The 11,842-nt window shown below is 63.1% G+C and carries 11 protein-coding genes and 2 pseudogenes; 6 read left to right on the top strand and 7 right to left on the bottom strand.

Annotated features, from left to right (window positions below):
• Positions 1–18 precede the first annotated feature (18 nt).
• Positions 19–2,154, bottom strand: a complete 2,136-nt coding sequence (locus ASG57_RS27405) for a heavy metal translocating P-type ATPase (RefSeq protein ID WP_082529070.1) — start codon at positions 2,152–2,154, stop codon at positions 19–21.
• A 34-nt stretch (positions 2,155–2,188) separates the two neighbouring features.
• Positions 2,189–2,628: pseudogene (locus ASG57_RS37230) on the bottom strand (polyphosphate kinase 2 family protein).
• 605 nt (positions 2,629–3,233) lie between these two features.
• Between ASG57_RS37230 and ASG57_RS27395 the strand changes: the two are divergent.
• Together ASG57_RS27395 and ASG57_RS37225 are read left to right on the top strand one after the other, a co-directional pair.
• Positions 3,234–3,845, top strand: a complete 612-nt coding sequence (locus tag ASG57_RS27395) for an AraC-like ligand-binding domain-containing protein (RefSeq protein ID WP_057198477.1) — start codon at positions 3,234–3,236, stop codon at positions 3,843–3,845.
• Positions 3,839–4,159, top strand: a complete 321-nt coding sequence (locus ASG57_RS37225) for a helix-turn-helix domain-containing protein (RefSeq protein ID WP_230646916.1) — start codon at positions 3,839–3,841, stop codon at positions 4,157–4,159. Before ASG57_RS27395 ends, ASG57_RS37225 begins: the two co-directional genes overlap by 7 nt.
• Here ASG57_RS37225 and ASG57_RS38460 read toward each other — a convergent pair.
• Positions 4,120–4,434: a DUF8317 domain-containing protein gene (locus ASG57_RS38460; RefSeq protein WP_162250088.1), complete on the bottom strand. Its 315-nt coding sequence runs from the start codon at positions 4,432–4,434 to the stop codon at positions 4,120–4,122. The two genes, ASG57_RS37225 and ASG57_RS38460, sit on opposite strands and share 40 nt — an antisense overlap.
• Before the next feature lie 368 nt (positions 4,435–4,802).
• Between ASG57_RS38460 and ASG57_RS27385 the strand changes: the two genes are divergently transcribed.
• From ASG57_RS27385 to ASG57_RS27370, 4 genes are all read left to right on the top strand, one after another.
• Entirely contained in the window at positions 4,803–5,249 is a 447-nt protein-coding gene (locus ASG57_RS27385; RefSeq protein ID WP_156402841.1) for a hypothetical protein, read from the top strand.
• A gap of 127 nt (positions 5,250–5,376) precedes the next feature.
• Positions 5,377–6,120, top strand: a complete 744-nt coding sequence (locus ASG57_RS27380) for a hypothetical protein (RefSeq protein ID WP_057198471.1) — start codon at positions 5,377–5,379, stop codon at positions 6,118–6,120.
• The gene (locus ASG57_RS27375; RefSeq protein WP_057198469.1) at positions 6,117–6,701 is read left to right on the top strand and encodes a hypothetical protein; all 585 of its coding nucleotides are present in this window, start codon (positions 6,117–6,119) and stop codon (positions 6,699–6,701) included. The genes ASG57_RS27380 and ASG57_RS27375 overlap by 4 nt, the downstream gene beginning before the upstream one ends.
• A gap of 4 nt (positions 6,702–6,705) precedes the next feature.
• On the top strand, positions 6,706–8,340 hold the full coding sequence (locus tag ASG57_RS27370; RefSeq protein WP_057198467.1) for a type IV secretory system conjugative DNA transfer family protein: 1,635 nt from the start codon (positions 6,706–6,708) through the stop codon (positions 8,338–8,340).
• 209 nt (positions 8,341–8,549) lie between these two features.
• On the opposite strand, the gene ASG57_RS38185 is transcribed toward ASG57_RS27370, so the two are convergent.
• The 4 genes and pseudogenes from ASG57_RS38185 to ASG57_RS37220 all read right to left on the bottom strand — a co-directional run.
• Entirely contained in the window at positions 8,550–8,798 is a 249-nt protein-coding gene (locus tag ASG57_RS38185) for a hypothetical protein (protein WP_156402840.1), read from the bottom strand.
• A 460-nt stretch (positions 8,799–9,258) separates the two neighbouring features.
• A complete protein-coding gene (locus tag ASG57_RS27365) occupies positions 9,259–9,519 on the bottom strand; it encodes a hypothetical protein (protein ID WP_057198465.1) in 261 nt (86 codons plus the stop codon).
• Between the two features lie 364 nt (positions 9,520–9,883).
• Complete coding sequence (locus ASG57_RS27360) at positions 9,884–11,083, bottom strand: hypothetical protein (RefSeq protein WP_057198463.1); 1,200 nt, start codon at positions 11,081–11,083, stop codon at positions 9,884–9,886.
• 390 nt (positions 11,084–11,473) lie between these two features.
• A pseudogene (locus ASG57_RS37220) lies at positions 11,474–11,749 on the bottom strand (DUF736 domain-containing protein); the annotation flags it as partial.
• Between the last annotated feature and the right edge of the window lie 93 nt (positions 11,750–11,842).

Genomic DNA, 11,842 nt, shown 5'->3' with positions numbered 1-11,842 from the left:
CCACGGCCCGCGAGCCGATCAGACAGGCCGGATACATATCAGCGACTTCCGAAACCTACGCACGATCTCTATTGCGAAACGCAGCCGGTCCATACATTGGGTCAGCGCCGGTGCGTCGTTGATCCCGTCGCCCACCATGCCGACCTTCTTGCCCTCGGCCTGGAGCTCCTTCAGCCGTTCCGCCTTCTGGCCGGGCAGCACTTCGGCAAGCACCGTATCGATGCCGAGCTGCCCAGCGATGCGTTGGGCGGTTTCCCGGTTGTCGCCGGTGATCATGGCCACATCGACACCGCGCTCGCGCAGCTTCCTGACTGCGGCGGCCGAAGTGGGGCGCGGGGCATCGGCGATCGCGATGAGCCCGACAAGCTCGCCGTCCCGCGCCACGTGGACCACCGTCTGACCTCTGCCTTGCAGCCGCCCGATCTCCGGTGCCAGCGGCGACAGATCGATGTTGCCTTCGTCCATGAGGCGGCGGTTGCCGAGCAGCACGATGCCGCCGCCAACCTCGGCTCGCGCTCCTCGTCCTTCGAGCACCTCGAAACCCTTCGGATGCTCGACGGCCAGGCCCTCCGACCGGCGCAAGATCGCCTGCGCCAGAGGGTGATCCGATCCCTGCTCCACGGCAGCGGCCAATGCCAGAACCTCGTCCTCGCTCGAGCCGGGCGCGGCGACCACCTCCACCACCTCGGGCTGACCGAGCGTCAGCGTTCCGGTCTTGTCGAACACGATCACGTCGAGCTTGGTCGCCTCCTCCAGCGCCGAGGCGTTCTTGAACAGGATGCCGTTCATGGCGCCGAGCCCCGTGCCGACCATTACGGCCATCGGCGTGGCAAGCCCGAGCGCATCCGGGCAGGCGATGACGAACACCGTGATGGTGAGCGTCAGGGCGAACAGCAGGGGCTCGCCAATCCACCAGAACCAGACCGCGAAGGTCGTGAGCCCGATCACCATGGCGACCAGCACGAGCCACTGCGAGGCCTTGTCGGCCAGAAGCTGGGCAGGCGCCTTCGAGTTCTGCGCTTCCTGCACCAGCTTCACGATCTGAGCGAGCGCGGTGTCCGCGCCGACCTTGGTCGCGCGGTATTTGAAGGTGCCGCTCTTGTTGATGGTGGCGCCGATCACAGCATCGCTGGGCCCCTTCTTCACCGGCATCGACTCGCCGGTCAGCATCGACTGATCGACCTGCGACTCGCCCTCGATGACCTCGCCGTCGACCGGGATCTTGTTGCCCGGGCGGATAACGACGACGTCACCGACCAGCACCTCAGCGGTGGGCAGCTCGATCTCGCGCTCAGCCCGCAGCACGGTGGCCATCGGCGGGGCGAGATCAAGCAGGGCCCGGATCGCCTCCGAAGCGCCGGCGCGGGCTCGCATCTCGAGCCAATGGCCGAGCAGGATAAAGACGAGGAGGACGGCGACCGCCTCGTAGAACTGTACGCCGGAGAAGAAGAAGGTCGCTCCGACGCTGAACACGTAGCCGGTGCCGACCGACAGCACGACCAGCACCGCCATGTTGAGGACGCCGTTCCTCAGCGCCCGCCAGGCGGCGACCAAGAACGGCCAGCTCGGATACACGACGGCGGCGGTGGCGAGCAGGAACAGCCACCGATCGAGGCGAAGCCCGAAGGGCGGCGCCGGCGGCGTGAACATCCCGCCCATCGGCGAGTAGACGAAGATCGGGACGGTGAAGATCAGGGCGATCCAGAAGCGATTGCGCATGTCGCGCACCATCGCCTGCATGTCCATGCCCGCCCCGTGGCCCATCTCGTGGGCCATGGTTTCCCCCTTCCCGGAAGCCGCCGCCTGCTCGCCGGGCATCGCCGCTGCCTCGTGGGCTTGGTGGGGCGCGTGGCCGGCGTGGGGGCGGTGCGAGTCGGCCGGAGGCGCTACCGTCAACGCCTCGCCCGGCGGGTCGTCGGGCTCGCAGACGTGCTTCGGCAGCACCTGGCCGGTGCAGTGGTAACCGCACTCGCGTACCCTGCTCTTGATCGCCTTGAGACCGGTGAGGGTCTCGTCATAGGCGACCGTCGCGCTGCCGGCGGCGTAGTTGACCTCAGCCTTCTCCACGCCAGGCAGACGAGCGAGCTGCTTCTCCACACCGAGCGCGCTGAGCGCCGAGAGCATGCCGGCGACTTCGATTGTGGCTGTCTTCATCGTGCCATCCTCCTTGCAGACGCGCCGCTGGCGCTCATGAGGCAATCATGCCGTTCTTGAGGTATGCTTCCTGGTATTCAAAGATGATGTCCGGGTTCACTGCCAGCGCTGCCTCGTCCTTGTCGTCGTAGTGCAAGCGCGACAGGAGGTCCTTGATGAGGTCGAGACGCGCCAAGCGCTTGTCGTCGGCGCGCACCACCGTCCAGGGCGTTACCGGTTGTGCGTGCGGGCGAACATCTCGTTGCGCGCCAGACTGTAGTCCACCCAGTGCGTTACTGCCCGAGCATCAATGGGACTGAGCTTCCACCGTGTGAGTGGGTCTTTGCGCCGGTCCTTGAGCCGCCTCCTTTGCTCGCTTTGGCTGACGTCCAGGTAGTACTTGAGCAGCTTGATCCCGGACAAGCACAGCCACCTCGCGCTTCCCAGTGGTGGTAGAGTCGAGGAGAGGCGCGGTGGCTTGAGCCGTGCTGGCATCGCTCCGTTCCTCTCCTCGCTCATCAGTAGGGTCGAAGACTGGCGCGCCGACAGGCTTCTCGACCGTGCCACGTTTCCAGGGAAAGCTCGTTTTGGTCGAAATGGGCTTTTCGGGCGGGAGCATAGCCGCCGATGGAAGGAATTTCGGATCACTTTGTTCGGAGCTACCCCCCACCGCTCCCAAGCCGCTTAGTCCGGTCCGCCTCTTTTCTGTACTCAAGCGAAATCCTCGATGGTGCCGCCGCCCAACTGCAGTACGAAGTCTGAAGTATCGGCATCTGGAGATGCACAGGTGTGCCTCAAAACTGACTGGCCTTCTGTGTGGTACTTCCTATGGCCTTTGTGTGGTACTCCGTGGTCCTTGGAAGGACTCCGGTGGTCCTGTGTGGTACTGGGTCGCGACGAGAGATGTAATCGGCTCGATCCAGTCGCGCTGCAACGTCGCGCCAGGACTGCGCAGCTCGACGCGCTTGGCCGCGACCGTCTTCCGTTATGCTTTCGGAACGATCAGATCCGGGAGTCACCTTGCCGCTGCGGATCGCTACCAGCTTGCGCGCAGCGAGCCCATGCCAGCGTAGCTTTGGCCGGCACTGGAAAACTCACCGGTGAGGCGCCCGGGTTCGCGAGCCGGCGACTTTCTCGCTGACTGCAACTACAGTCTGAACATCATCATCAACACCGCAGGTACCGGAGAATACCGCCAGCTCGGACACGAGAGTGTGGTCGGCGTCCAAGAAGCCGTCTTGATCTCCAGTGCCGAAGAGGTCAGCTGCGTCTATCCCTGCGCCTTGCGGTCTCTGCTGATCGGCCTGCCACGCCAGTCGGTCTCGGCAATGGTCCGTAATCCTGAAACCATGTTGTGTCGCCCGCTGCCGTCATCGGGCGCGCTGCGGCTCCTCCTTTCCTACGTGCAGTCCACCGACAAGATGAGCCTTGACACCCCAGGGCTTGCCCCGGCTTTCGCGACCCACGTGCAGGATTTGGTCGCGCTTGGAATTGTGGCCACCCGCGACGGCAAGCAATTGGCGCGCGGCAGTGGCCTGCGCGCTGCTCGTCTAGCGGCAATTAACCTCGATATCGGCAAGTCCCTCGGCGATAGCGAGTTCTCGATCGGCGCACTTGCGCTGCGCCATGGCGTGACGCCGCGCTACATCCAAAGGCTCTTTGAGAACGACGGCACGACGTTTACCCACCCCTCACCGAGCAGTGATTGCTGAAAGCAAGACGGCTTCTGACAGATCCGGAATTCGCAGGCCACGGCATCGGCGATCTTGCGCTCAGGGCCGGCTTTGGCGACGTGCACCATTTTACCCGCTTGTTTCGCCGGCGTTTCGGCATGACGCCGACCGACGCCAGACAACAGGCGCGCCGCAGGCGCTCGGGATCGCGAGCCCTTGTCGGTAGCTGTCGGTTCAAAGCCAGCCGAAGCTATTGCAGGACGCGCTCGCCGCAAGATCGATTAAGTCAAGTCGTAGCTGGCAAAATCGACTACTATTCAACTCGGTCGTGGAGAGCGACAGGGAATGAGTGATTGTAACCAGACAGTTTCTCTACGGCTTGGGCGAAGCGGCTGTCCGAAGTGTAGACGAACGCGCCTCCGAACATGGTCCATCTGTCATCCAGATCAATCGGTACACACACGACATTGCCCGTATTGCGCTTTATCAAACGAACCCCTGGCGTTTCCTCACTCGGCTTGAAGGGGCCATCGACGTTGACGATGCAGACCTCTGTGTACCTTGCGCTCACGCCGTCGTTTGAGCAATTGCCAAGTGAAGAGTCGTAAATATGAGCAAGCATTCCCATGATTCCATCCAAACTTTGAGGCCTGTTGAACTACCAGCGCTCGGCACTGGCGATAAGTGATCGCACGTTGAAAATGATCCGTTAATACATCGTGACCCAGCGTTCCCAGCTGCGCAGATACTATCGACAGAAGCGTGTCGCGACACGATATCCTATGCGAAAGCTCTTCAAGAACGATAAGCGCGTTCCTCGGGATAGGATACGGGCCGGCGGCTCGCGGTGCTGGGACAAAGATTCAACTTTGCACGATTCGATTGGTAGTTGATTGGCCCTATTCTGGCTCACGTGTGGCCCCGGGTGGCGCCCTTAACCTCCGCCACCTACTTACCTGCATCATGGATATCGATCCCAAAACTCTGCGCGGGCATGTGAATCGGCTCAAAGCCAATCGTGTCGCTTCGCCGATCGGCAAGGTCAAGACCGGCGCAACCGAAATCATCCGCAAGCATTTCGACGAGCTTGAGCGCCTGCATCATGAAGACGGCGCGAGCTGGACCGAAATCGCGAGCGGTCTGGCGGCGCAGGGCGTCACCCAAGGGGAGGGACAGCCGCTTACGGGGCGGCGGCTGACGGCCTTGATGCACAACATCCGAACACGGGCGGAGAAGCTGAAGGGCAAGGCGATCCCGCGCGATCGGACCAAGATGCCGGCCGAAAGACCCCAACAGGATGGCCGGACCGCCAGGAAGACCCTCGCGCTCAGCGCGGAGATGATGGGCCCCTCCGGCGGTTCGCTGATGGACGAGACCATTAGTGAAGACGAGATCCGGCGCACCGAGCTTGCCAGACACGCCCACCTCCTCCGCAAGCGCTGATCGGACCTGGCAGGCAATTTTCAATTGGCCTGCAAACCTGGGCGATGGTTCTCGCTAGACCTCCTGCTTCACCCACCTGGCGGACCGCAACCGGATTGCGGCTGCCCTTGTGCCCAGGAGCAGTCCCATGCCACGCCTTTTGCTCATCGCCCAGGAGACCGGCGGTGTCGGTAAGTCCACGCTCACCCGCGGGGTCGCCGAAGCCGTGCCCGACGCGCCGATCATTGAGCTGGAATCCACGCCGCGGATCCTGGAATACGACCACGGCAAGGCCAAGGGCTTGAAGCGGGTCTCGCATTTCCCGGTGCGTGCCGACCGCGCTTCGATCGACCGCACCGGCGGCCAGGCCGCCCGCGCCGAGTTCGACGGCCCGATCAACGCCATGGTCGGCGCCGCATTGCCGACCATCATCGACGTCGGCGCCAACACCGCCTCCTCATTGCTGGCCTCCTTCGACGACGAGTACGTCGCAGGCATCGCCGACAGCGGGATCGAGATGGCGCTGGTTGTGGTCGTGACCGCCGACGCGGCGGCGTTGAGCGACGGCGCCAAGCTGCTGGCGTCCGCCAAGCGCTGGGCCAAGGCGCGCTTCGTCGTCGAGAACAAGCTGCGCGGCGACGTCGACCCCGCGATGCTCAAGCGCGTCGCCGACGGCGCGCTGGTCACGGTGCTGCCGAAGTTCGAGTTCGAACCGCGCACGCTCGGCTTCCTGCAGGCCACGGGCCTCTGTGCCATCCCGCAGTTGAAGACCTCCGACTTCCAGAAGGAGTACGGCTTCAGCGAGGCGCGGCGCATGGTGAGCGACCTCAAGGCCTTTCGCCTGGCGGTGATGGAGGCGGTTCGCCCGGCGGCTGTGTGGCTTGCGTCATGAGCCAGCGCCTTGCAACCCTGCGCAAGCGGTTCGCCAGCGCAAAGGCGGACGCCGATGCGGCGAACCGCGAGATGCGCCAGGCGAGCGCCGTCAAGCTCGCCGAGCTTCGCGCTCTGCCGGACCCTGCCGCACGTCTGGCAGGGCTGAAGGATCCAGCGCTGCTTCCCTATGACCGCGAGATGCTGGAGCGGACGGTCGCGGATTTGTTGCCGCGGCGGCGCATCCAGCTTCCGCGCAGGGTCGGCGGCTTCGCGCGATCCGTGCTTCGGCATGCCCGTTACCATTGGCGCGGCCTGGTGATGGTCACCATGATCTCGATCCCTGTCATGATGATCGGCGGTTTTGCGGCCAACAACACCGGTTACACGACGGTTCATTTCGACCGGGACCTCGACCTCATCTGGACATTGCCGGACGGGCATACCGAACTCCATCGACTGACGACCGGCACCGCGGTCGTCGTGATGGGTCGGACTGCGGCTGGAGACGTTCGGCTGCGGATCTGGTCGCCAGCAGAAGGCCACCTCGACGCCATCATGCTGGCAAATGCCTACGCGCGGCTTGCAATCCCCAAGGAGTAATCAAATGTTCTGGAAGATCTTCGTGCCGCTCACCATCCTGGCCTTCCTGTTCGGTTTTCCCGTCGCGGAATTTATGGTGCATGGCTTTGACGCCTCGCTGTGGCCGAACACGATCCAGCCGCCGTCCGTCTGGTTTACGGCGATGCGGGACAGTTGGGGATGGGATTCGCTGCTTGCCTACCGCGACATGACATTTGGCCAGACCAAGGCTTTGGGCTCCTATGGCCGGACTGCTCTCGCCTGGATCCTGGCGGGACCGCTGCTGGCCTTCGTCGCGTGCTTTGTGCCGAACTACGGACCGCGGCGAGATCCTCGCGGCACCTACGGCGATGCCCGGTGGGCGAGCCGCAAACAGCGGGCGCGCATGCGCATCGGCCTCGAGCTCGGCCTCGATCCCGACAGCCGTCGGCCGATCCGCGTCTCGACCGAAAGCCATCTCGTCACCATCGCGCCGCCGCGCACCGGTAAGACGTCCGGACTGTTGATCCCCAATCTCGCCGTCCCCGACAACAAGGGCTGGTGTGGGCCTGCCATCGTCATCGATCCCAAAGGCGAGGCCTATCGCGCGGTGGTCGCACGCCGCAAAACCCTCGGGCGAACCGTGCGCTGCCTCGACCCGATCGGGATTGTCGGCGGCACCGATAGCTGGAATCCGCTGGCCACGATGGACCCGGCGGACATCCTGCATCTGCAGCGTGTCGCCCGCGCGTTGTTGCCGGAGCACGCCACAGGCGAAGCGGTGTATTTCCAGAACCGCGCGGTCGACGTCATCGTCGGCGCCTTCCTGGCTGCGCACGCCATCAAGCGCCCGATGCCCAAATGTGCCGCATGGCTGTTGTCGGACGTGTCGCGCTTCGAAAAGGCGCTTGCGCCATTGAAAGGAGCAGCCGCGGCAGCCGCCAAGGGTGTGCTTGCCATGGATCCGAAAGGGCGGGACTCGATTCTGTCGACCGCAGCCCAGGCGTTCAGCTGGTGCGCCGACGAAAGACTGCAGCGCCTGACGGACAAGAGCACCTTCTCCATGTCGGACGTGACGTCCGGCAACATGGACCTGTTCATCACATTGCCTGCCGAGGACATGAAGACGCTGACCCCGCTGATGCGATGGTTGCTTTGCGAGCTCTTCACCGCCGTGCGACGCCGCCGGGCACGGGAGCCGATCATGTGCTTCATCGACGAGGCGGCGACCCTTGGCCGCTTCGAGGAACTCCTGATCGCTGCCGGCGAGCTTCCGGGACAAAATCTGCGGCTCTGGACTTTCTGGCAGAGCCGTAGCCAGATCATCGACATCAACGGCGCCGACGGCGCCCGCACGCTGCTCAACACGGCGGAGTTCACCACCTATTCCGATCTGCCCTTGATCGATCCGGACGAGCGCGAGTTTCTCTCGCGGTCGATCGGCGATTACACGCTGATGGACATGGTCGAGACCACCGACGAGAAAACCGGTAACACCTCGCGAGCCTTTCAGCCCAAGGCGGTGCGTTTGATGAGCGAGGATGCCATCGGGCAGGTCTCGACGACGGACCTGATCGTGTTTCCCAACAGCAAGCGGTACACCAAGCGGCCGATGATCCTGCGCAAGACCGCCCATAGCGACTCCCGCCTGACTAGTCTTGTCGTCTCCGAGCCGCGCTGAGGACGGGCCCAGGCCCCGCAGCCTGGTTGTTGTAGGCTCGGGACTCGTTGATGAGCCGCAAGATGTTGCAGCCTCACCGCCACAGTGAGATGACGAAAATGATTCTTCGTGCTGTCTGACGACCGAAGGTCGCGAGGGGACGCACGGCCCGGGTACTATCTTGAAATAGCGCCCGGGCTCCAGCGTCTGGCGCAACGCCCTGGAGGACTTTAGTTTAGAGCGGCTGGGGGCGGCAGCGGGCCGGGGCCCCAGATGAAATTGTCGATGGACTGGCTGCGCTCGACGCCAGCGACTTGGACAGTCAAATAGTCGTCGGCCTCGCGATCGATACGATTCTCGTACACCCCTACCACTTCCCAATGGGAGGATGGCACCACTTCTGCAGCATCGGCTGTCCCCTCATCCGCAATGATCCACTTTGCCCAATAATGGCCGGGCTCTTTGGGTTTACCTGTCATTTAACTTCCTTCGCAGTCGCCCGAGCTTGCCGCGCCGACAACGCAAGCCTACACGTCGAGCTTGATTTAAGTCCTTCGACCTCGTGCGCGGCGGAGCGGTGGCAATGGCGAGAGGCCATGCCACGAGATTAAACAGCGGGCGCCACGCGCGAAGTCGAAGCGGCCCTCAGATTGAGGCTAAATCGGACAAAAAGATGCTGTCAATGCGGCGCGCAAGGAATCGGGTTGATATCTTTGCCGCGGTGCTCCCAGGCACGTCCTGCATACGAGCACAGGTCCAGAGGCGGACGACGGAACAATATTGATGACGCGGGAGATCGCCGCGCTTCAGGTCTGCGACGGCAGGAGGCGGACTCGCGACGAGGCGCCGATCGGTCACCCCTCTAGCCAATTTATGACGCTCACTTTAGAGCTGCACGGCCGCAGAAATTCTTTCAGCTCCGAGAGCACGCCTTCTGAGTCATGCCCGTCCTTGGACCATCGGCCTCAGAAGGAGGGCGCCTTGCGCTTCGAGCTTGGCATGATCCGCTTCGGTGAGTTTGGCGCCGAACGTCGAGAGGTCCTCGCCAGGGCGGAAGTGCACGACGTTGTAGGGATGGCTGGCCCCGAGCTTTTTGGCCCAGTCCCGACCTGCAGCCATCCAGTCTGGATAGCGATGCTCGTCGATGAGCACGATATCCCGCATCAGCTTGTTGGCCAGTTCCTTCTTGCTCTCAGGCATGGGTTCCTCAGTGGGCGCAAACTTGATCCTGCCAAACCGTCTAACGAAGAACCGTTTAAGATAAGCATCGCACACGATTGCAAGTCGACGAGCCGCTTTAACGCGTCGGAAACGAGTAGACGCACTTCAACGAATGGTCCCGAAGCTATCTTCCCTGCGCGAATTTGCACTCATCGTCTTGAACATGAAAAAACTATCCAAGGTTGGGCGGTGTTCCTTCGCGAGCCGGGCCGTGAGGCCCGGCGAGCGCGGCCTCACGCGTCAACAGCCGATCCGGCCAGCCGGATCGGCGCAAAATCGCGAAGTTAAACGGCCTGCACATCAGCCGTGCAGCCGGTGGACGGCTGCACGGCTCCAGCGATGCTCAAGCGGCGGCCTGCTCCAACAGCCGCTTTGCCTTGCCCTCAATCTCAAGCCGCGCATCCTGATGAGCCTTCCCACGGGCCAGCGCGGTGATGCCTTGCACGAAATCGAAAACGCTTTCCGGCGGCCGACCTTCTTCATGCAGGACGGTTTCGATGATCTTAGCGGTCTCCGACTTGGAGAAACCGCGGTTGCGAAGGAAGCTGTCTCGGTCCTCTTCGGTCCGGGCCACGATCCGCTCCCGCGCGGCTCTTATTCCCGCGACGAACGGTGTGGCCGAGGAATTGGCAAAGCTTGTGAGAGCTGGCGCCGCTTCGTGCGCAAAGCGCTGCGCCGCGAACTTGGAATGACGGATGGTGATTTGCTCGAAATTATCGACACCCCAGAGATTGCGATTCATGCAGACCGCGCGAAGATAGAAGCTCGCAATGCCGAGCGTCTTGCTGCCGACCTCGCTATTCCAGCAATAGAAGCCACGAAAGAACAAATCCGGCGATCCGTCCGGAAGCCGTCCCGCTTCGATCGGGTTGGTATCATCAACCAGAAACAGGAAGACGTCGCGGTCACTGGCGTAAAGCGTCGTGGTGTCCTTGGTGATGTCAACGAACGGATTGTGGGTCATGGTCGCCCAATCCAGCACCCCCGGGACCTTCCATCTCGTGTCGCCTGTCCCGTTGCCGGCGATCTTCATCACGGCTGCCGCCAGTTCATGATCCCAGATGCGGCCATAGTCCGGTCCCGTCACCGCGCGAAGCTCGACCCGCCCATCATCGGCTTCCAATGTCTTCAATAGCTCTCCACGATGTGACAGCAGACCGTGTTGCAGGTTGATGCCGGCGAGCGGCGCGGGAAGCTGCCGCATGTAAGAGGTCGGGGCACCGACAAGGCTGCACAACTGCCCAAAGCTCCAATGCGTCGGAAGGACTGGCTCGCTGCGGCCCGGCACCATCAAGGCGAGCCGCTCCGCATCGTCGCGGCTTGCCTCAACCCGCACGGCGCGGCTTTCCACGGTCCGGGTCTGGGCGCAGTCCGCGCGGCGGCGGACAGCGTCATGAAGATCGGTCAGGCTGAGATAACGCTCGTCATCGGGGCGGGAAAACCACTCCGAAGACACGCGGCCGACGCGCTCGCCGCGCGAGATATCAACGCGAAAGCCGCTGGTAACAGGCTGCTCGTTGCGGGTCAGGGTCATCACGGTCATGGGTCTTTCTCCTATGGGCTGGGGTTAAAGCGCAGCGCTGCGCTGCAACCCTGCCCGTCGGCGAGACCGGGGTAGCAAGAGCAAGGGCGGCGGGACGCGGAGGGGGATCACCCGCCCGAAGGGGCGCGCATCCGGCGCGCGTCTGCACGCGCCCAACGACCATGTCGTTCAAATATCTCGTGGGCGCGGAAGACCGGGGAAACCGCTCCCGCCGGCACCGGCTTCGGTGCTTCACCCTTGCGCGCGCGAGGGCGGAGCCCTTAGCGATCGTCCTAAAAAAGCATGAACGAGGCTCTTGCCGAAGGTCTTCAACTCTTCCTGTAGCGCGTCGAGCCATGGGAACAAAAAAAGCCCCGCCTCCGAGGAGGCGGGGCGGATTGATCCGGCCGATTACTCGCCGTTGCGGCGGGACCAGATCAGCGTGTAGCTGTCGTCGCCTTCGCCCTTGACCAGCGAGGCGTAGATCGGGGCCGGGAAGCTCGGATCGTCCAGCTTGACCGAGAGATATTCGCGGTCGGTCTCGCGCGCGATCTTCTTCCAGGCTGCACCGAACTCGGTCGCTCCCGACCGGATGCGATAGTCCGGCGCCTTGTCGTTGTCTTTTTCGGATGCGACGAAGGTCGCCTTGACGTTGAGCGTGAGCGTTTTGACCGAGCCGGTGAAGCCGTTTTAGGTCAGCCGTCAACTGTCCTTTTGAAACGAAGCCTCAGGCTTTGCTTCGCTATCTGATGGAGGACACTCCCGAGCGTCCTTTAGCTG

Origin of the sequence: Bradyrhizobium sp. Leaf396 (genome assembly GCF_001424605.1) — a bacterium.
GTDB lineage: Bacteria > Pseudomonadota > Alphaproteobacteria > Rhizobiales > Xanthobacteraceae > Bradyrhizobium > Bradyrhizobium japonicum_C.
The sequence above is the reverse complement of the archived record's forward strand: the minus strand, read 5'-3'. Positions and strand labels throughout refer to the sequence as shown.

What these genes read in the sequence shown, in the direction of transcription:
- ASG57_RS27405 (WP_082529070.1), bottom strand. Translation starts at nt 2,154, where the DNA reads ATGAAGACAGCCACAATCGAAGTCGCCGGCATGCTCTCGGCGCTCAGC.
- ASG57_RS38460 (WP_162250088.1), bottom strand. Translation starts at nt 4,434, where the DNA reads ATGGGAATGCTTGCTCATATTTACGACTCTTCACTTGGCAATTGCTCA.
- ASG57_RS27380 (WP_057198471.1), top strand. Translation starts at nt 5,377, where the DNA reads ATGCCACGCCTTTTGCTCATCGCCCAGGAGACCGGCGGTGTCGGTAAG.
- ASG57_RS27375 (WP_057198469.1), top strand. Translation starts at nt 6,117, where the DNA reads ATGAGCCAGCGCCTTGCAACCCTGCGCAAGCGGTTCGCCAGCGCAAAG.
- ASG57_RS27370 (WP_057198467.1), top strand. Translation starts at nt 6,706, where the DNA reads ATGTTCTGGAAGATCTTCGTGCCGCTCACCATCCTGGCCTTCCTGTTC.
- ASG57_RS38185 (WP_156402840.1), bottom strand. Translation starts at nt 8,798, where the DNA reads ATGACAGGTAAACCCAAAGAGCCCGGCCATTATTGGGCAAAGTGGATC.
- ASG57_RS27365 (WP_057198465.1), bottom strand. Translation starts at nt 9,519, where the DNA reads ATGCCTGAGAGCAAGAAGGAACTGGCCAACAAGCTGATGCGGGATATC.
- ASG57_RS27360 (WP_057198463.1), bottom strand. Translation starts at nt 11,083, where the DNA reads ATGACCGTGATGACCCTGACCCGCAACGAGCAGCCTGTTACCAGCGGC.